Origin of the sequence: Thalassospira sp. GO-4 (assembly GCF_023588965.1) — a bacterium.
GTDB classification, from domain to species: Bacteria; Pseudomonadota; Alphaproteobacteria; order Rhodospirillales; family Thalassospiraceae; genus Thalassospira; species Thalassospira povalilytica.
Genome location: NZ_CP097807.1, coordinates 4,012,315 through 4,032,983, shown reverse-complemented (window position 1 = coordinate 4,032,983; position 20,669 = coordinate 4,012,315). Strand labels below are relative to the sequence as shown.

The window sequence follows — 20,669 nt, the reverse complement described above, 5'->3', positions numbered from 1 at the left end:
TATCGCTAAATTTTCGAAAGTGCCTTTGATTACTTCAATCAACAAACCAGACAACTGAAATCTCGCAAAAGCTAGTGTCACGCAGAAATCGCCTAGTCCACTAATGACTATCTGCAATTCACGGAATAATGCGATCAGCAGTATCCGATAGGGTATATTTCCGAAGATTATAAACTGTGAGAAAACATCGTGGTCATATTTAGCGATGTGACTTGTCGACCATTCACGACAACTTTTGTGTCAATCTCGACAACTTCTTTGGCAAAAACGACAACTTCTTTGTCACCCGATGTCACGTGCCACAAAAGGTGACATTAGACATCTCGCGAAATCAAGCACTTGGCATTTCGGATTGCCAGATAAATTGTCATCGATTGTCACAAAAGCTGACAAAAATCTACGGAATTGTCAGAAAATCTGACAATTTTCGACGAGTCAAAAAAAGAAGGTATGGCACACAGGCACATACTTTTTTCGCACACCATAGCCGTACAGTGCTCCAGAAACTTTTCGACGCTCTGTTATTTTGTCTGATGCACATAAATAGGTGCTATAATTGGGAACAAGTTGCACTCTACCAATGCAGATAAATGGTGCGACACAGGCAGCCTGAATGCCCAACAGCATGCACAGCGCGATTCAGATATCCTTCAACGGCAACCGCGGATCACAACCATACTCGATCTGAGCTTCGCGAACGCCGTTAGGTCATGCCCTTGCATTAACAAAGGGGGGGGGGAGGCGACCTAGTACGTCAGGATGCCAGCTCCATGGCCGTTCTATTCAAACCCCTGGCAGGCTTGAAAGGATCAAGCTGCAATGTAGGAAACCTAACTTCAATTGCAGTCCGGGTTTACCCAGGGGACTAGGCTAAAGCGGCGCAATGATTGTCTTTGTAAAACACGCACATGGATCAGCTCACACACCGGCGTCAACGGATGATATTGAAGCCAAGAATCAGAGAAATATCACACAGAAGTAGCTGACACTAAAAAGACAAACATTTTTTCAACCCTGACACTTCGAAAGGATGTTTGACAGCTAGACCGCTCGAACAGAACTCAGGAATTCTTGCACTTTCTCACGTAATTTGTCTGTCTCATGTAATAAGCTGCCTGAAGCATCTAGCACTTGTTCAGCTGCCCCACCAGTCGAAACCGCAGCTTCATTCACGCTAATAATACTACTAGTAACTTCAGAAGTACCCCCAGCGGCTTCTTGGACGTTGCGAGTGATCTCGAGTGTAGCAGCTCCCTGCTGCTCAACAGCGCTTGCAATTGCTGCCGAAACTTCACTAATCTCCGAGATAGTGGAAGAGATTGCAGCGATTGCCTCAACCGCGCCATCAGTCTCACTTTGGATATTTGAAACCTGGGCAGTAATCTCATCAGTCGCTTTTGATGTCGCTGTCGCCAAATTCTTTACTTCCGCAGCCACCACAGCGAAACCCTTACCCGCGTCACCAGCGCGAGCAGCCTCAATCGTCGCATTTAGAGCAAGAAGGTTAGTTTTCTCTGCAATATCGCTAATCAACCCAACAACGTCACCAATCTTTTGCGCTGCATCCGCCAACCCACGTACCCGGACATTCGTTTCTTCCGCATTTACAACGGCCCGAGCCGCAACCGTGGATGACTGCCCCACCTGTTGATTTATTTCGCTAATCGAAGCGCTTAACTCTTCAGTTGCACTCGCGACTGTTTGAACGTTAGCCGAAGCCTGCTCGGCCGCTGTCGCAACTATCCCAGCTTGTCGGCTTGTCTCTTCTGCAGTATTGGTCATCCCAGTCGCAGTCGATTGCATTTCTTTGGCCGCAGTTACGAGGGCTTTGAGCACGAAAGTCATTTCACTGTCAAACCCGGCGGTAAGTTCGCTTATCTTCTCGGCTCGTTTTTCTCTTAATTTTAATGCTTCAGCTTCTTTCTCAGCAAGCTGATCAGCACGAATCATGCCTTCTTTGAACACCAATACTGCTTGAGACATTTCTCCAATTTCATCTCCACGATACTCTCCTGGAACATTTGCTTCTTTGTCGCCCGCAGCTAATTTTTTCATCACTTCAGTAATTTGCACAATAGGTTGAGAGATACCTCTCCCAGTTAACCACGCGAAAATTATGCCAATGATGATTGCAGCACCCGCTAGTATCTCGCTGATCAAGACAGATCTTTTAGATGCAGCTGCAGCCCTAGGGCCGATCTCATCTTGTTCTGCTTTCACATCACGCTTGAGGTCTTCTAACTCGCTGGCAACGATCGGCCCGATACGCTCTAACTCATTAGAAACCAAATCGCCACGTAGTGGATCAAAAACCGAGAGAGAAACTATTTCTTCAAAAGCTTCAGAATATGCTGTCAAGTTATCTGAAACTACTCTCGATGCCTCTTTTCGGCTTCCTTCGGACAGTAAAGACCCTAGTTCTTGATTCAACAGCTTAGTCGTGTCGAGTATATCAAGTACTATCTGGGCATCTTCAGGGCTATTGCTTAATAGATAATCTTTAACTGCCACCCGTGCCTCCAACAGCTTCTCCTGCACACGGACTGCTTGATTTGATTGGAGAACAACTTCTCTGTAACGCGAAAAGTCTGTTCCCACACTACTCATGGAAACTACGCCCAACACGGCAACGGTTGCCAAAAGCAATAAGATGAGCGCAAAGCCACCGAAAACTTTTGTCGAGATTTTTAAATTACGCATTAGGTTAGTCATCGTTTTCCTCCGAACGGCCAGCATTCTCTGGCTGCTGCTTCCAATTGTTATTCTAAGCCAGTTTAAGTCACTGGCCCTTTTATAATTAGAGATCGAAGATTTTATTCTATTTTATTTCAGTAAATGAAGTCGCGTCAGCCAGAATAAACATCTCCTGAGACTGGAAATAGACATGCGCACAAAACTAACCGCGACACTTACCCAAATCGGCGGTCTCGATGCAGAACTGGGATAACTATCGACGAAACGGAACCGGTAAAATTTAGTGATCATTCGCGCCGCAGCATGAAGCTGCTGGTAAAAAATCCAATCTTGTGAACATGCAATATCAAACAGCCTTATGACATCGCGAAAAAAAGGGAGGCACACAGCATATGAGCACACCTCCCTCGCACAACTGGAGCGCATCAAGCTCCAGGAACTTTTTGATCTTTCGTCTCTTTCGTCGAGGTGGGAGACGTTGAGAAGTAGTTTCGTGCAAGTAATGCACCACCCACAAAAATCGCTGCCAGTGATACGGGCATGTACGGCGCAACACTGCCAACAGCGACGCAAACGAATAAACTTCTCATTAGTCGGGATAGAGTGCCGTTCATATAGCCCTCTATTGCAGCCGCCAGTGAAATCGTTCCAATAACACCGCCGATCACAGCAAGCCCAATCTCAAGGGGTGAACCGGACCCAATGATGGCAGGATTCCAAATAAAGACGAATGGGACAAGGAAGCCAACTGAGGCAAGTTTGACTGCATCAAATGCAATCTTAAATGGATCTTCCTGTGCAATGGCCGCTGCCGCAAGAGCCGCAACCGCAATTGGTGGCGTCAAGGCCGAGAGGATCGCGTAGTAGAGCAGGAACATATGAGACTCAAGAAGCGGATATCCCAACTTTGATAGCGCCGGCCCGACAAGAACTGCCGCAAGGATGTAAGCACTTGGTGTTGGCATCCCTAAACCAAGAATGATGGTCACCACAGCCGAAATCATCAAGGTGATAACCGGATCTGCACCACTGATTGTCATGATCACGTTTGCCGCTTTCATGCCAAGGCCCGTCATAGACAGACCACCGATTACAAGTCCCGCAGCCGCGCACGCGCCGGCAACGGGGAGGATACGCAATGTGGTTTCACCAAGGCCTTCAACTACACGCCAAACGCTCATGCGGGTTCGCGCAGAGCAAGCCGCTGCAATGACTACAGAAGCAGCTCCCAAGCCTGCCGTCATGGTTGGCGAATAGCCAAGCGACAGTGCGAGTATGATCACCGCGATCGGGACAATAAACATCCAGCCGTTAATCAGAGTTGCCTTGAGCGTAGGGACATCATCCGGATAGGAGCGCAAATCGCGTTTGACCGCGCGCAGGTGAACCTGTGAGAAAACTCCAAGATAATAAAGGATCGCTGGAATAATCGCGGCGTAAACGACTTCGCGATACGCAAATCCTGTGTACTCAGCAAGAATGAACGCTGCTGAGCCCATGATAGGAGGCATGGCGCTGCCACCTGTGGACGCAGCAACTTCAACAGCACCGGCGAAACGCGATGAATAGCCAAGACGCTTCATGATTGGGATCGTTATCGAGCCTGTCGCGACGACATCAGATACGGGACTGCCTGAAATCGTTCCATACATGCCTGATGAGATAACAGCAACCTTTGCCGGACCACCGGGGCTCTTTCCGGTCAGCGAGGCAGCAAGGTTGAAGAAGAAGTCCCCGCCGCCAGCAAATGACAGCAACGTCCCGAAGAGAACAAATAGGAAAACATAGCTAGCGACAACCTGGATCGGGACACCAAAGACACCGTCCGTTGTAAAGATTAGTGCATCCAGCAGGTATGTGTATTCGATCACTCCGTGTCCAAAGGGCGGAGGTAGCATGTGACCGAACAGGTTGTATGCCATAAAACCGAGAACAACGATCGTAAGACCTGCACCCGTCGTGCGACGCGTCGCTTCAAGTGACAATAATAGAAGTGACGACCCAAAGAAAAGTTGAGCAGGTGTAAGCTCTTCAAGCAAAGTGATTCGACTTGAAATCACACTTGCATTCACGAGGAAAAACGCTCCGGTAGCGAGGCTCAGTACACTTAACACCCAATCAATAATGGTCGGCTCGTCCCGTGCATTAGTTGTTGCACCGACCACCAAGAAGAGCATCGAGAACAAGGCGCTAAGAAACAGAATGCCAATTATAAGCGGGTCCGAGATAACGAAGAGGTTGCCGTAAATAACCCCGATCGCAAATAGTGCCGCCAAGCTGATCAAAACTTTGTGGGGTAAGGCCGCAAACTTACGTTTGCGGCCTGTGCTAACAAGTGACTTCATCATTTGAGAAGTCCTGCCTCGCGATATGCCCGTTCTGCACCGGGATGGAACGGCAGAACATCCTGATCAGCCATCAATTCGGTGTTGAGCGCCTTCATTGATCCATGCACTGCTCGCACCTCGTCGATATGAGCGACAAGTGATTTGGTCAATTCATAAGCAGTTGCTTCTGGCATTTTTTCGGTTGTAACGAGAAGCGCCCCGAGAGCAGATGTTTCGACATTGTTTGGCTGGTTGGAATAGCTGCCCGCCGGAATGGTAAATTCTTGGGTTCCAAACCGTTCATTGGTTGCATCAATCACGTCCTGTGGAATGTCGAGGACAATGACTTCATTGTTTTCATCAATAGCGCGGAATGAGGAATGGAGAACAAACACACCATTGGTAACCATGTCGATACGACCATCCTTCAGCAGCTCTGCCTGGTCGTTTGCCCCTGCCTGAACAATGCGCCCACCATTTGCCTCAACAGCTTCCTTGGTTAAACCGGCTTGTTCGAGCATGAACAATGCTACGTTGGACGTAATATTACCCGAACGGTTTACGCCAATACGCACCGGTGCTTTTGCTGTTGCAAGATCGTCGAGGCTATCAATGTTGTATTCGTCGGCAATCGACTTCGCCAGAAAGAAATGCATCGGCGCCCAGTTATACATGTAACCAATTGCACGCATGTTGTTTACAGGGGCCTTGAAGGGCTCTTCTCCTGCCAAAGCAATCTTCACTTCGGCATTGTGAACCAATCCCATGTCCGTCCGATTTGCTCCCAGCAAACCTATATTTGCAAATCCACCACCAGTTGCCTGATATGTCACAACGGAATTTGGATCTGATTGTTTTACAGCACGGTCGATACCTGCGCCGAGAAGAGACCACAAGCCACCCGGGTTCCCACCCGACAATGTCAGGTTTACCGGTTCAGCCTGTGCAGTGTTAACGCCGAAGGCCAGTCCAATAGCCGCGGCAAGAGTCAAAAGCCTCATTCTTTCCTCCCTAATGGGTACGATCTCTGATTATGGTTTTGTTTTATTGTTATTGGACGCTGAACCTTTTCCGGTTACCGCAAAGCAGCGTCAGGCCTCGAAAGTGATATTCACGTTCTTCTGTTCGGTATAGGACAGCATCTCACCGAGGCATTCTTCACGCCCGATACCTGATTGCTTCATCCCGCCGTATGGGGTGCCAAGAAAATGGTCGCTGGAATTGTTGACCCAGACATATCCGGCACAAATGTCATCCACGGCACGCATTGCCTGGGAAAGGTCACGCGTCCAGACTGAGGCCGTTAACCCGTAATCAACGCCGTTCACGGCATCGATAAGAGCGTCATACTCCGTCCACTTCAGAATACTTAGTACGGGGCCAAACACTTCTTCTTGGGCAATGCGCATATCAGGCGTCACATCGGCAAACACCGTCGGCCTGACGAAGAAGCCACCCGCGAGATCGGCAGGAACGTCGCCTCCCGCGACCATCCTTGCCCCTTCGCCTTTGGCAATATCGATGTAGCGGAGAACCTTCTCGTACTGACCTCGTGTAGATAAACACCCCATCTGAGTGTCCGGGGAGAGTGGATCACCCGGGGTAATATCGTTGAAAGCAGAAGCCAGTTGTTCGACGACCAAATCATAAATACTCTCATGAACGAAAACACGACTGGTCGACCCACATGACTGCCCCGCCGTCCAAGGCAAATTCATGCCCTTAACCGCACTTTGAACAGCTTTTTCAACATCGGCATCGGGGAATATGACAAGGGCGTTTTTGCCCCCTAGCTCAAGAGAGACATGCTTAAGGGTATCCGCGGACTGGCGCATAACAGCACGTCCGGTTGCAGCACTGCCAACAACACTGACGCTGGCAATCCCCGGATGGGTCGAAAGACCTGCACCCAGATCGGAGCCACCATTCAGAATATTCAAAACACCGGGCGGGAAAAGACCACCGATCAGTTCTGCAACCTTCAGACTTGAAAGCGGCGTTTCCTCGGATGGCTTAATAATAACGCTGTTACCAGCCATAATCGGTGGCGCGAGCTTGGCACATGCAAACATCAATGGATGGTTGAACGGGACAATACGGGCAACAACCCCGACCGGCTCGCGAACGACATAGTTCACTTTGCCCGCGCCAACCGGAACAGTCTCGCCCTTGAGCTCCGTCGCAAGACCGGCAAAGAAATCCATCAAGGTCGCGGCAAGTTCGACATCAAACAGCATCCCGGTCAGGGAATTTCCGCTATCGAGCGCATCAAGATGGGCAAGCTCGTCCTTGTTTGCGCGGATGATGTTCGCGGCTTCACGCATCACTTGTGAACGTTCGCGCGGTGTCGTGCGCGCCCAAAGTTTCTGCCCTGCCGCTGCCGCTGTCACAGCGGCATCAAGATCAGATGCTGCACCACTATCTACCTTTGCGATTTCAGTTCCGGTAGACGGCGCAAAGACCGAGATTTGGGCATTTGCGGCGCGATGCCATGCCCCTCCATAATAGAGCCCTTTGGGAACTCTCTCAGTCAGCAATACCTCGGCAGTAGAAGCTTTTAATGGCTTCATGCTGTTTTCCTCCCAGGAAAATCCGCGATTTTTATTGTGCGCGGGAAGGTCGTTATTTTATTTTTTATAAGATATCTAAGTTAAATGGCAGGACGTACGATCCGTCAACAATAAAATTAGATATCTTAGTTATTTTTTTTATCTGAAGGGCAGATTCGGAGCCGAACCTGCCCTTGCAAACACTACTCTGCAGCGACGCTTGCTCCTTCTACAAGCGTACGCCAATCAACGGTCTGCGGATAAACTCCCTCACGCGAAGCGATGTTTACATGGGGGACTCTTGGTTCCGTTGTTCCAAGGGCTTCACCGCCGGCATCAACTTTCCTCGCGGCGTCCACCATCAGACGACGAAACTCGACAATCGCCAGATCGGATGCGCCCAAGATATCGTCAGACCGGTCAACAATCGCCCCCATAGAAACCCACATCACGATATCCTGGTTCGGAATGCCTAGCACACCGGTAAAGTTCCCAAGTTTCATCGCTTGCCGGTCCTGCAGGAAGTTGTTGTGGAGTTGTCGCTGGGAAACCCATCGTTCATCCAGATGAATGCCTTTTTGGGCATGGTTGAACTTGCGCCACTCTTCGGTTGTCGGGCAGGCCTTCCCACCCCACGCGATGAAATGGAAGTGCGTGGTTTCATCATCGATCGGTACGATGACGCTCGCGACATTGTAATTGTTGTTCGGCGGAATCAATGCAGTGTATGGCGCGATGTATTCGGTAATACGCAGATAATGATGCGTACCTGCATTTTTGATCGGCTTGCGGATCGCAGCATAGTGGAAACCATAGCTGGTTGTCTGCGTCTGCATGCGCGGCGACTTGTCGGTGGACGGACGATACCACGCCTGATCGTCTGCAGACGCCCCTTCGACACGCGCGGGTTTCATGTCAGAAGAATGCAGGCTGGAAGAGTGAGCAGAGTCGATCTGACCTTCAGTGATCTGTGCCCAGTTTGCCGGAATGCGAATTTTCAGGATTGAAACCTGCGTGTCTTCGGTCGGTGCAAAAGCGGGCGGAGAAAACGGATACATGCCTTCTTCTTCGCCAAGCCACGCCCAGACAAATCCACCCCACTCGACAGTTTTATAGGATTTGTGTTTGACCTTTTCGTGAAGCGGGCTGCCTTCAGGTTCGGACGACATGGCAACGCAGTTGCCTTCAACGTCGAATTTCCATCCATGATAAAGGCAGCGCAGTCCGCAATCCTCATTACGACCGAACACAAGAGACGCACGTCGGTGCGGGCAAAGCTCGTCAAGCAGCCCAAGCTTACCTTCTGAGTCGCGAAACGCGACGTAACGGTTACCCACCGCTTCAACAAGCAGCGGCTTGCCGTCTGCTTCAGCGACTTCCTCGATCAGACAGACCGGCGTCCAGTGCTGGCGCATCAGCTTGCCCATCGGCGCATCGCCAGTGACGCGGGTTAAAAGATCATTCTCCTCATGGCTCAGCATCTCGCGAACTCTCCTCCGTGTTGCTTATTCTTAGATATCAAAGTTTATATACATGACCTGATTACAGGCGTCTAGTGACTTGACAAAAATTATTAGATATCTAATTTATTGCGTAAAGTTAATTCGGGAGGAAAAAATGTCAATAGAATTAGAAAGCATAAAAATGCGCGTTGTGGCCCGGCGAGAGCTCACCCCCCACATCTGCGAGTTTACGCTTTCTCCCGTGGAAGGCATTGAACTTCCAGCATTTGAACCCGGCTCGCACATCACAGTTGAGACCCCCTCCGGGGCGATGCGCCGCTATTCACTGGTTAATGATGGACACAGCCCCGAGGAGTATGTGATCGCCGTAAAACGTGAACCTGAATCGCGTGGCGGCTCCTCTTCGATGCACGAGTCGGCGCTTGAAGGAACCGAGTTATCGATCCAGCCGCCCGAGAACACCTTTGCCCTGAAAAATGCGTCAAAATACCTTCTGATTGCCGGGGGCATCGGCGTCACACCTATCTATGCGATGGCCAATCACCTGACGATGGAGGGAAAACCCTTCAAGATCATCTATTGCACACGCACTGCGGAAGATACGGCATATATGGCCGAGATGAAGGAATCCTTCGGCTCAAACGTTACCTTCCATCATGACAATGGCGACCTTGAACAGGTTTACGATTTCTGGGACCACTTCGAAGAGCCCAGCCAAATCCATGTCTATTGCTGTGGACCATCACTTTTGATGGAAGAAATCAAGGCGATTTCCGGTCACTGGCCGGAAGGGCGTGTCCATTTCGAGGATTTCAAGGCCGTTGAGGCCGTCCGTGAGGATGACAAGGCGTTTGAGGTCACGCTCCTTAATACCGGAGAGACAATACAGGTCCCGGCAGATCGATCTGTTCTTGAAGCTTTGCGCGACAGCGGCATCAAAACTGTCAGCTCATGCGAGAGTGGCACGTGTGGTACATGCCGCTGCAAGCTGATCGAAGGCGACGTCGACCATCGCGATATGGTGCTGATGGATGAAGAAAAAGACAGCCAGATCATGATCTGCGTCTCCCGCGCCAGGGAGGGTAACCTTGTCATCGAACTCTGAGTGCTGGTCTGAACAGCCCCCATTGCGTCTGGGTGTGATCGGGCTCGGACGCGGGTTCATGCTGACATTGCCAAGCCTGCTTGCCGATGAACGCGTCAAACTCATCGCTGCCTGTGCCCCGCGGGCATCATCGCGTGCTGCATTCGAAAAGGAATTCGGCGGTCGAACATATGACCGCGTTGAAGACATCTGTGCTGACCCAGACGTTGAAGCTGTTTACATCGCAACGCCGCATCAGATGCATGTCGATCACGTTTCAATCGCCGCCCGAGCAGGAAAACATGTGCTCGTCGAAAAGCCACTGGCGATTAGCCTTGAGGATGGCATCAAGATGGTCGAGGCCTGCGAGCAGGCTGGCGTACAGCTGATTGTGGGACCAAGTCATAGCTTTGATGGAGCCGTCAGCCTTGCCCACGATATCATTCAGTCCGGCAAGGTTGGTCGTGTCAGAATGATCCAAGCCCTGAACTATACCGACTTTCTGTACCGCCCGCGCAGACCGGAGGAACTCGTTACAGCGGAAGGTGGTGGCGTCATCTTTAGTCAGGCTGTCCATCAGCTTGATATCGTCCGGCTTCTGGGCGGCGGCATGGTGAAGACCATTACGGCAGCTACTGGTAACTGGGATCCAGAACGCTCTACAGAAGGTGCGTATAGCGCCCTTGTCTGTTTTGAAGGAGGCGCCTTTGCGTCTTTGACCTATTCGGGCTATGCGCATTTTGATTCAGACGTCTGGCAAGATTGGGTTGGTGAATTGGGTTACCCCAAAGACCCTGCCAATTATGGTCAGGCCCGCATCGCACTTTCAAAAGTATCCTCCCCGCAAGAGGAAGCCGCCCTTAAATCTGGCCGGACATATGGGGAGACACCAGTGCGACCGCCAGCTCCCCATCATGAACATTTCGGACCAATTGTTGTTTCCTGTGAAGGAGGCGATTTGCGCATCACGGCAGATGGCGTTTGGTTGCATGGCGATTTTGAACAAAAGTTCATACCAGCTCCAATGCATGCCGGCCCGCGATCTGAGGTTGTCTCGGCACTGATCAGTGCGGTGCACCTGAACGCACCGCCATCACAAACTGGCCGCTGGGGACTGGCAACACTCGAAGCCTGTCACGCAATTCTGCAATCGGCAGAAACAGCAGGAACCGTGAAATTGGTTCATCAAATACCGTCAAAAGAAACAAACACCGGAGGAAACTCGTGAGCAACCTGACCCTTTCACTGGCTTATGGGGACTATGATCGCACCAGACCGATTTTTGATGGTCGCGTCAAAATTGATGGCGTCGACCCTGTCTCGATGCTCCTGTCACCCGAAGAGATGTTCTTCCGGGCGTTTCGCAACGAAGACTTCGACGTAAGTGAACTTTCATTTTCATCTTATTGTGTGAAGCTTGCCCGTAACGAAGCACATTACGTGGCGATCCCGGTATTTCTCTCTCGCGCCTTCCGGCATACCTCGGTTTACATTCGCACGGACAAGGGTATCAACAAGCCAGAGGATCTAAAGGGCCGCAAGATCGGCATTGCCGAATATCAGCTGACCGCCAATGTTTGGGTGCGCGGCATTCTGGAAGACGACTACGGGGTAAAACCATCCGATATCCATTGGGTACGTGGTGGTATGGACACCCCGGGCCGCCCGGAAAAGATTAAGGTTGAGCTTCCCGAAGACGTCAAAATGACCCAAGCCCCCGAAGGCGCGACCCTCAACCAGATGCTGGCAGATGGCGAGATTGATGGCTTCATCGGCCCGCGTTGGCCGAAATGCTTTAACGAGGGCCACCCGCATGTTGGCCGCCTGTTCTCAGACAGCATTTCTGCAGCTGAGGGCCACTACAACCGCACCGGCATTTTCCCGATCATGCATGTGCTAGGCGTCCGGAGAAGTCTTGCAGATCAACATCCATGGCTGCCCGCCGCGTTGCTTAAGGCTTTCTCGCAATCCAAGCAAATGGCCTTAGATGCTCTGAGCGACACCTCTGCAACCAAAGTCACCATGCCGTTTGTCGAAGACACCCTTGATCGTGCCAAGAAACTTCTGGGCGACGATTTGTGGCCATATGGAGTAGCACCAAACCGCAAAGTGATCGAAACCTTCCTTGACTACCATTACCGCCAAGGCCTCTCACCACGGAAGCTTTCTATTGATGAACTCTTCCATCCGTCCACTCGCGAGGTTTTCAGCCTATGACCACCAATAATGCAAAAACATCGGGCGTATTTCCCTCTCTCCCGGCCATTCTGGTCGAAGAGGGCGTACGCGCCGCTCTCAAGGAAGACCTCGGGCGCGCTGGTGATCTGACCACCGATGCAACGATCGGGCCGGAGCTGCGCGCACAAGTATCCCTCGTTTCCCGCGAAGCCGGGAGCCTTTGCGGTGTTGATTTTGCCCGGACTTCTTTTGCTCTTGCCGGTGCGGGGCTCCAATTCGAGGCCTTCCGAAAGGATGGGGATACGCTCGCACCAGGTGACGAAATCGCGCGGGTGACAGGAAACGCACGTGCCATCCTATCCTCCGAGCGGGTAGCACTGAACTACCTCTGCCATCTGTCTGGCGTTGCAAGCACAACCGCAAAGTTTGCCGACTTAATTGCGCACACAGATGCAAGGATTTGCTGCACGCGTAAAACCACGCCGGGTTTACGAGCCTATGAAAAATACGCTGTGCGTTGTGGTGGCGGTGCGAACCATCGCTTTGGCCTTGATGATGCAGTTCTGATCAAGGACAACCACATCGCCGTTTGCGGTAGCATCACCAAAGCAATCGAAGCCGCGCGCAATTATGTCGGGCATCTTGTTGTGATTGAGATCGAAGTCGACACACTTGAACAGCTCGAAGAAGCGCTAAGCGCCGGTGCAACGACCATTCTTGTCGACAACTTCGGAATTGATGGTCTGAAAGAAGCGGTAAAGCTTAACAACGGTCGCGCGCGGATTGAGGCATCAGGCGGTATCAATATCGACACAATCAAGGATGTTGCCGAAACAGGGGTTGATTTCATCTCAAGTTCCAAGATCACCATTTCTGCACCGACCCTTGATATCGGTCTCGACGTCACACTGGGGTAGAACAATGAAACAATTTCAGCCTGGCGATATCATCGAAATCACGCTCCCCCAAGGCTTTGGTTACTTACAAGTCACGCATAACCATCCTGCGTACCCAGAAGTAGTTCGCGCCTTGCCCGGGCACCACCCAGCTCGCCCGGCAAACATTGCAGAGCTTGCAAAAGGCAAAACCGAATTCACCTTCATGCTCCCGCTATTCTCAGCACTTAAACAGGACATGATCAAAGGCGAAAAAGTCGGTGCCGCGAAAATACCGGCCAGCGACAGCACCTTTCCTACGTTCCGGATGCCAATCCGCGACAAACAAGGCAACGTCGTATATTGGTGGTTCTGGGATGGTGAAGGATTGCACTATGACGCAAATCCAGACGCATCAACGGACCAAATGCCGCTGCGAGAAATCACAACGGCAGATGCCTTGATCGCAAAGCTGTCAGCAGTCTGAACGAAAGCCTTAAGTCGGAATGCGGGTTGGTGGGACTTTACGTCCTTCCTCTCCCGCCTTTCGTTCATCTTCCTCGAGATTCTCAAGAATAACCAACATGCCCTTACGGATGGTTTCGACCTCGTCTGGTGTCAAACCATCCAAGGCAACCTCGTTCACCTCAATCGCGAGCGGTTCAAGCTCGATACGAAGCTCCTTGCCCCGTTTGGTCAGGAATACATGCTGTTTGCGGCGATTACCGGCCAAGGTACGTTTTTCAAGAAAGCCAAGCGCTTCAAGACGTTGCAAGGCTGTATGTGTCGTTGGCTCGGTAAGACCGGCTTCTTCAGCCAGCTCACGTTGAGTCAAACCCTCCTGCTGCCACAGGATGCGCAGGAAAATCCACTGGCCAAACGTCACGTGATGCGACGCAAGACGTATTTGCAGAGAACGGTTAAAACCGCGGGTTGCCAGCCGGATAATATGCGCAAGACGTTCGCGTGAATCCGGAACTCTGTTTTTTCTATCGACCATAAATTGATGGATGCCCCTAAAACCAACTGATCTTGCTTTTCGGGTTGACTGATACAGCCGTCTTTTGCCGGTGTCAAACGTGCTTAGCCGGGAGCTCGCCAAGCACGTTTGCACATTACGCCAACGATTACCCTTCGTCACCTTCGGCAGTTTCTTCAGCAGTACGCGTCATGCCCGACGACATAGCTTTCGTGTAACCGGGGGTTATGCGCGCATCAATCACGACGGCTTTTCCCGCCTTAACGATTGGCAAAGCTTCTTCAATGGCGGCATTTAGTTCTTCCGGTGTGGACACAGGACCAAATGCCCTCAAACCTTGCGCCCGGGCCATTGCCGCCAAATCGATATCCGGCCCGCCAATATGTTGGCCAATCCATTTATTTTCGACCGGACGTTCGCGACTGATGGCGACTTTTTCCTGATGAATTTCATCGTTATAGAAAGACCGGTTATTGGCAATGATTGCAAGAAACGGAATGCCATAGCGTGCAGCAGTCCAAAACGCCGAAACCCCCATTAGGAAATCACCATCACCTAAAACGGCAACCGGAAGACGATTTGTATCGCGCAGCGCCAAGGCCGCACCGACCAGCATACCCGGACCCGACGCAATCCCGGCTCCACCATCATAGCCAAGGTAGTCAAGTGGGTGGCGGAAATGCCAAAGATCACCACCCCAGCTAAGCGGCAACCGAACAAGCGACACGATCTCTTCGGAGAGAGCCTCCCCCAAAGATGCAGCAAGACTGTCTACGTTAAGCGGGGCTGATGGGGTTGCGATATCGCCAGTGCATAGTGCCGGCAGACTTTCCAGACTACTGGTTGGTGCAATGTCAGCTTCTTTGCAAAGTTGTTTGATAACCACATCCGGTTCAGTAGCGATATGCAGATCAGCCCTGACATTTGCCTGATGATCCATGCTCCAGCCATTGTGGATCTGATGATCGAGGGAAATCTGAACAATCTTTGTATTTTCCGTCCTCGACCCCGCCTGCTTCAGAGTACCCGCAACATCGACCCAGTCAAAACTGACGATCAGGTCAGCATCACTCAGGACACGAGCTCCGTCTGGCGACATAAAGAAGCCAGGAGCGCCGGTATGGAGCGCGTGATCCGTCGGAAATGCGGCCCCAAGCTTGATGTCGGTCAGGACGCGGGCATTGAATGCCTCAGCGAGTGCGACGCGGCGCGTCCAATCTTCCTCGTTGCGCGAAACACGGCCCATCAGGAACACAGGCGCTTTGGCCGTTCGAAGCATCGTCTGCAATTCAATCAGCGTTTCGCGTGATGCTGCAGGTTGCGCAGGCAAAGCATGACGACTGACATCAGGAAGACTTATTGATTCGGTAACCTCCTCTTCCTGTACCGAAACGTCAAAACAAACGTAAACTGGCGCCATCGGAGCCGTTTTTGCAATTGTTGCCCCGCGCATCATGGCTTCAAGCGAGGCACGAATAGAAGAGGGTTGATCATCCCATTTAACATAGGGGCGCACCAAAGCGGCCTGATCACGGGATGTATGTATCCAGTCAATCCATGGACGCCGCTCGGCAGCGTCGACGGGACCGGTGGCACCAAACACCAATACAGGCACACGATCACACCAAGCGTTATAAATCGACATGGCAGCATGCATCAACCCGACATTGGCGTGAACGATGGCCGCCATTGGGCGTCCGGTAACCTTCGCCCAACCATGCGCGATCGCAACCGTATGCTCTTCATGCAGGCACAGAAGCATTCTGGGATTTTCATTCCCAAGATGGTTGACCAGACTATCATGCAAACCGCGGAAGCTTGATCCTGGATTAAGGGCAACAAATTCCACATCAAGGGCACGCAACATCTCTGCAATCAGGTCACTACCCCAAACCCCTTCCGATCCTGATGCAGCAGGATTCTCGACTTTTTCCATTTTTCCTCCCGGACTTTTCAATGCTTTATCAAAGCAATTTAGAATTTTTCTTTTTAAATACTTCGATATCTAACATTATGTCAAACGAGATTTCCTCGCGAACAGGACAGATGTCTCAAAGGAGAGATGGATGGGCTTTGGATTGCAATACGCTGCCGACCCAAAACGACTTTTTTTTAGAGATCACCAATCCCTACTTACCGATAAGCAGCACCCAACAGAGCGAGAAATATGAAGAAATTGAATTGCTAACGATTTACGCGCTGATACTGGCCGTTTTCTTTGTCATTGGCGGCACGATGAACTTGCTTGCGTCTGATGTAACGCAAGCAGATTACGCAAGATGGGGTCACCCGACATGGTTTCCGTATCTCACTGGAATTTTGGAGTGGGCAGCAGCCATACTTCTTGTGTTTCGCGCGACACGCCTACTCGGTGCAGCATTAGCAGGAAGCGTTATGATCGCGTCAGCTGGAACACTCATAATAAACGGTGAATACGCCTACAGCATCGAACCAATAACGGTTCTAGTCCTCGTTGCGGCCTACGCGATTATTCATGCCAAAATGAACGATGAAGAAAGAAGCGATCCATCAAAGAGCCACATAACGGACCTGAAGGCTCAGCAACCGGGCAACATTGTTGCCTCATTTTCCAATGCGAGACTACTCGAAAACCCTGAATTATGACAAAAGCGCTTGCACTTAGTTCATCCGTTCGCGGCGATCTCTCGAAACTCGCAAAAATTGTTGTTAAGCAGTCAGAACAATTAGATTGGTTGCAATTACCCTATAATTCGCAAACACTCATGCATCGACGCACGTCAAAAAAAATAGACATTTGGTGCAGCCGAATCACGATATGCCGAAAACGCAGTGTATTTGCTCCTTTTCGATTGCGGGGAGAAATGAGATTTGGATACCGAGGCCGATACATGCCGAAAGCATTCCAAATAAGGGAGATTTGAAAGGTATGGCTAGATGCACTGCTCCGAGAAGGGGCCATCGTTCATCAGCAGCGAGAGCTGCTTGCCCTGCATGCGGAGGCGGTTATGGTCGCTTCGGCGGTTACAGCCAGTATAGCAGCAACTATAGCCACCAAGGAAGTTACTCGCCCCCACCATCATATGCCTCTTCGGCAAGCGGCAGGTCAGGGCGCAAGACCTTAAAGCCACGGTGGTCAGGTGCGGGATCGGCGGTATGGTACACACCAGAACAAGTGCAGGCGCTCACGCCGGTTCGAGAAAACGCAGAAAACCTAGCCGCATCGCAACCTGAACTGCGAGACGTGTTTCTCTGTCACGCGTGGGATGACAGACAAGGTGCTGCCAAAGAACTGCATGACTTGCTCGAAGAACGGGGTGTCCGCGTTTGGTTCAGTGAGAAGGACCTTGGCCTCGGCGTGCCAATGATGCGGGCGATCGACACGGGTGTCAGGTGCCACAAAAGCTGACATTCGACATAAAGCGAAATCAATGCCTTAGCATTTTCGATTGTCAGATAAGTTGTCATCGATTGACACATAAACTGACAAAAAGCTGCAGGATTGACAGAAAAGATGACATTTCTCCAAAAATTAATTTTGAGCTCTGTGACATTGCCCCGTCCTGTGGCCCGTTCTTCCGAATTTGCACTTTTACTTTTAAATTTTAGCCCGCCAGGGAAACTTTCAACATTTCCAATGTTCGGGATTTCCTGAACACAAAGCCTACAGAGGCAGAAGCCAACAACATTCCAACAAACTGCGGTCGAGCTTGTTCATCAGAAAGATACCATTATCGGACTACCGATCAGGTTTGCGATCAACTCGGCAAACACGGTATTCTGGCAGATCGTAAAAAAAGACGAAGGAGCACTAAAGGCAGACCACGACGAAGAACTGCAGCTCACTCTCAAAGAGGTCATCGCAGCAGGATATCCCGGGCTATTCTAAAAGTGCTCGGCGCCCAACAAGGGGTGATCACGTCTCCTATATGTGTCTTCTGTAAGTAAAAAAGTTCTCCAACCGTCATTCATGAACTTTGGCGTTTATGACTGCACTTGCGCGATCAATAACAGTGTAGGGCAAGGTGATCATTTGATGCTGACATCGCGCGCGGATCCCCCCAACGATACTTGGTCATGACCGAAAGGCATAGTCGGCAAGCTTTAACTGTTGAGCCGTCCTGACATCAGCCAGAAACTCTTCGATATTCGTCAATAAACTGGTCGATTTTTCATTGAGATTTTCCGCGGCCTGCCAGACCTCGCTCGCATCAACACGCCCAAGATGCGCGGCTTTTCTCAAACCTTCCAAGCTCGAAAGTATTTTCTGGGTACCAACTTCCACTTCTGACATATTGCGCGAGATTTCACTGGTCGCACTATCCTGCTCATGAACCGCGGCCGAGATCACGCTTGAAATTGCGCTAATTTCGCTCATGCGCTTCGAAAGCATTGTCACCGCCGAAGTTGCCGATCGTGTTGAAGCCTGAATATGTGCGATCTGGTTTGAAATATCTTCCGTAGCACGTGTGGTTTGCGTCGACAGGGTTTTGACTTCAGCTGCTACAACAGAAAACCCCTTGCCGGCCCCTCCTGCGCGTGCAGCCTCGATGGTTGCGTTCAACGCCAGCAAATTGGTTTTCTCTGCAATCCCCTGAATCAACTGAACAACACATCCGATTGCGTCAACAGCGCCTTCAAGATCAGCAAACACACGATTGGCGATAACCGCTTCTTCTGCCCCGGCCTGAGCGATTTCTGACCCACGATGGACCTGTTGGGCAATTTCCTTGATTGCAGATGTCAGTTGAGTTGACGCCGATGCAACCGTTCCAACATTGCCAACTGACTTCTGCGTCTCACCCGCAACCAGTTCAGTCTGACTGGTCGTTTGGTCTGACTGGTCTGCCATATCACCGGCAGCACTGCGCAACTGGGTAATGGCGGCCTGTACGACCGTCAGGTTCTCTTCCACCGTGCTTTGAAACTCTTGAACCAATCCTTCGATCCGGGCTGACTGCGCCAATTGAGCTCGCTGAGTGGCCGTTTGTTCCAGATGCAACCGGTCGGCCTCAAGTTTATTGCGTCGAAAAACATTCAGTGCTTTGCAGAGTTCACCAATCTCGTCTTTCCTGTCGCGAATATATAGATTGTCCGCGGTATCACCGGCGACCAACTTATTCACTGCGAACGTCACCTGACGAATGGGATCCGAAATACCGCGCCCAACCAGCCATCCGAAACTGGCGATGATGACGAGTACACCAACTGCGAAGAAGATATCTCGCAGCGCCCTATTCCAAAACCTTTGATCAATATCGTCAATATATGCCCCGGTGGTCAGAACCCAGCCCCAAGGCTCGAAAAACCGGGAATATGTGAGTTTTGAAGATATGCTGGCATCTTCGGGCTTTCGCCAGAGATAGGTCACAAACCCGCCTTGGCTATTGCGAGCGACTGCCGCCTGTTCACTGAGAAAATGCCGACCGTTTGCATCGACGACCTGATCTGTCTCCTTACCAACCAGATCGGCCTGAAAAGGATGAAACAAGACTTTGCCACTTGCATTGAGAATAACGAAGTAACCGTGCTTGCCGTATTGAAGATGCTGGATCAGTCCCAGCGCATCCGTCTGTGCCTCTGTCAGAGATTTCTCACCCTGGGAGACCTGAACCTGTAAGTTTGCGAACATCCCTTCAAGTATCTCAGTTGCTTGCCGCAACTCTCCCTTTCTCTCATCAATTAAAGCCGTTTTGAGAGATTTCAGTTCGAAAACCGTTGGCAAGACCAAACCGGCCACAATCAGTCCCAGGAGCAACATGATCTTGGTTTGAATTTTCAAGTCGCGAAAGTGCAACGTCGACATCTTGAATCCTTTGTATTCCCAAAACACCGACACTTAAAAAGCTGGCTGCCGACACGAGGATTTCGCTGTTGAAAGCGAATTTGATGTCTCGCGCCGACAGCCAGGAAGGGTAATTTGCAATGTTTGCGGATCCGTCTCTGTTACATGATCTCCAGGGAGGAGAGAGATCTGTTGCCAGACGTGGAACAAGCAAATTACTTTTTCAGCCGGAGGGGCCACTCCGGCGGTCGCTGCTTGCTGGTCGGGGTCACAGTAGCAGCATGTCCGGAAGCATGACTGACAGGGGCCTGTCCTTCCATTGCACATGGAAATGATCGCGCAATACCAAAGTATGAGCGCTTAAGGTCGGTCAATCTGATCGGGAAAGAATATCTTCCAAACAATCAATGAGTTCCTGCGCCTGAAACGGTTTTGCAAAGAAGCCTTTTGCCCCATTCCTGCGAACCACTTTTTCTGATTGTTCGTTTGGAAAACCTGTAACGAAGATCATCGGAATTTGTGAATGTTCAGCCAGAAGAACCTGCTGCAACTCCAATCCCGTCATGGAAGGCATCTGAATGTCCGTGATGATGCAGGTGGTATTGTCACGTTCCGGATGGTCAAGAAATGATCTTGCCTCACTGAATGTACGCACATTGTAGCCAAGTGAACGCAACAAGCTGGCAGTTGCCGACCTAACGGACTCGTCATCATCGATGATTGAAACCATCGGCAATTTTTTCAATTTCAGGGTCC

At 50.9% G+C, this 20,669-nt stretch carries 16 protein-coding genes; 7 read left to right on the top strand and 9 right to left on the bottom strand.

Features of this window, described 5'->3' with window-relative positions; genetic code table 11:
- Positions 1 to 1,041: 1,041 nt before the first annotated feature.
- From M9H61_RS18430 to M9H61_RS18410, 5 genes are all read right to left on the bottom strand, one after another.
- The gene (locus M9H61_RS18430) at positions 1,042 to 2,712 is read right to left on the bottom strand and encodes a methyl-accepting chemotaxis protein (protein WP_250282181.1); all 1,671 of its coding nucleotides are present in this window, start codon (positions 2,710 to 2,712) and stop codon (positions 1,042 to 1,044) included.
- 407 nt (positions 2,713 to 3,119) lie between these two features.
- Positions 3,120 to 5,042, bottom strand: a complete 1,923-nt coding sequence (locus M9H61_RS18425; protein WP_250282178.1) for a TRAP transporter fused permease subunit — start codon at positions 5,040 to 5,042, stop codon at positions 3,120 to 3,122.
- Complete coding sequence (locus M9H61_RS18420; RefSeq protein ID WP_250282177.1) at positions 5,039 to 6,022, bottom strand: TAXI family TRAP transporter solute-binding subunit; 984 nt, start codon at positions 6,020 to 6,022, stop codon at positions 5,039 to 5,041. Before M9H61_RS18420 ends, M9H61_RS18425 begins: the two co-directional genes overlap by 4 nt.
- Positions 6,023 to 6,112: 90 nt before the next feature.
- Positions 6,113 to 7,591 (bottom strand): aldehyde dehydrogenase family protein, encoded by a 1,479-nt coding sequence (locus M9H61_RS18415; protein ID WP_120224396.1) that lies wholly within the window; start codon positions 7,589 to 7,591, stop codon positions 6,113 to 6,115.
- A 182-nt stretch (positions 7,592 to 7,773) separates the two neighbouring features.
- Positions 7,774 to 9,051 carry a Rieske 2Fe-2S domain-containing protein gene (locus M9H61_RS18410; protein ID WP_120224395.1) on the bottom strand — a complete coding sequence of 426 codons (1,278 nt, stop codon included), beginning with the start codon at positions 9,049 to 9,051 and terminating at the stop codon, positions 7,774 to 7,776.
- A 136-nt stretch (positions 9,052 to 9,187) separates the two neighbouring features.
- Between M9H61_RS18410 and M9H61_RS18405 the strand changes: the two genes are divergently transcribed.
- The 5 genes from M9H61_RS18405 to M9H61_RS18385 are packed head-to-tail and all read left to right on the top strand — an operon-like array spanning position 9,188 to position 13,657.
- The gene (locus tag M9H61_RS18405; protein WP_250282175.1) at positions 9,188 to 10,138 is read left to right on the top strand and encodes a PDR/VanB family oxidoreductase; all 951 of its coding nucleotides are present in this window, start codon (positions 9,188 to 9,190) and stop codon (positions 10,136 to 10,138) included.
- 58 nt (positions 10,139 to 10,196) lie between these two features.
- Entirely contained in the window at positions 10,197 to 11,345 is a 1,149-nt protein-coding gene (locus M9H61_RS18400; protein WP_250282173.1) for a Gfo/Idh/MocA family protein, read from the top strand.
- A complete protein-coding gene (locus tag M9H61_RS18395; protein WP_199679424.1) occupies positions 11,342 to 12,334 on the top strand; it encodes an ABC transporter substrate-binding protein in 993 nt (330 codons plus the stop codon). The genes M9H61_RS18400 and M9H61_RS18395 overlap by 4 nt, the downstream gene beginning before the upstream one ends.
- Positions 12,331 to 13,212 (top strand): carboxylating nicotinate-nucleotide diphosphorylase, encoded by an 882-nt coding sequence (nadC, locus tag M9H61_RS18390; RefSeq protein WP_250282171.1) that lies wholly within the window; start codon positions 12,331 to 12,333, stop codon positions 13,210 to 13,212. The genes M9H61_RS18395 and nadC overlap by 4 nt, the downstream gene beginning before the upstream one ends.
- 4 nt (positions 13,213 to 13,216) lie before the next feature.
- Positions 13,217 to 13,657 (top strand): hypothetical protein, encoded by a 441-nt coding sequence (locus M9H61_RS18385; protein ID WP_120224391.1) that lies wholly within the window; start codon positions 13,217 to 13,219, stop codon positions 13,655 to 13,657.
- Positions 13,658 to 13,666: 9 nt separating this feature from the next.
- On the opposite strand, the gene M9H61_RS18380 is transcribed toward M9H61_RS18385, so the two are convergent.
- Positions 13,667 to 14,170, bottom strand: a complete 504-nt coding sequence (locus tag M9H61_RS18380) for a MarR family winged helix-turn-helix transcriptional regulator (RefSeq protein ID WP_250282170.1) — start codon at positions 14,168 to 14,170, stop codon at positions 13,667 to 13,669.
- 127 nt (positions 14,171 to 14,297) lie between these two features.
- Entirely contained in the window at positions 14,298 to 16,085 is a 1,788-nt protein-coding gene (locus M9H61_RS18375) for a thiamine pyrophosphate-binding protein (RefSeq protein WP_250282164.1), read from the bottom strand.
- 20 nt (positions 16,086 to 16,105) lie between these two features.
- Here M9H61_RS18375 and M9H61_RS18370 point away from each other — a divergent pair, with 20 nt between their 5' ends.
- Positions 16,106 to 16,774, top strand: coding sequence for a DoxX family protein (locus M9H61_RS18370; RefSeq protein WP_250282162.1), 669 nt, complete (start codon positions 16,106 to 16,108; stop codon positions 16,772 to 16,774).
- 172 nt (positions 16,775 to 16,946) lie between these two features.
- Positions 16,947 to 17,537: a toll/interleukin-1 receptor domain-containing protein gene (locus M9H61_RS20685; protein ID WP_371922193.1), complete on the top strand. Its 591-nt coding sequence runs from the start codon at positions 16,947 to 16,949 to the stop codon at positions 17,535 to 17,537.
- Between the two features lie 666 nt (positions 17,538 to 18,203).
- On the opposite strand, the gene M9H61_RS18365 is transcribed toward M9H61_RS20685, so the two are convergent.
- Together M9H61_RS18365 and M9H61_RS18360 are read right to left on the bottom strand one after the other, a co-directional pair.
- Complete coding sequence (locus M9H61_RS18365; RefSeq protein WP_250282160.1) at positions 18,204 to 19,934, bottom strand: cache domain-containing protein; 1,731 nt, start codon at positions 19,932 to 19,934, stop codon at positions 18,204 to 18,206.
- 349 nt (positions 19,935 to 20,283) lie between these two features.
- Positions 20,284 to 20,658, bottom strand: coding sequence for a response regulator transcription factor (locus M9H61_RS18360; protein WP_197460822.1), 375 nt, complete (start codon positions 20,656 to 20,658; stop codon positions 20,284 to 20,286).
- Positions 20,659 to 20,669: the final 11 nt, after the last annotated feature.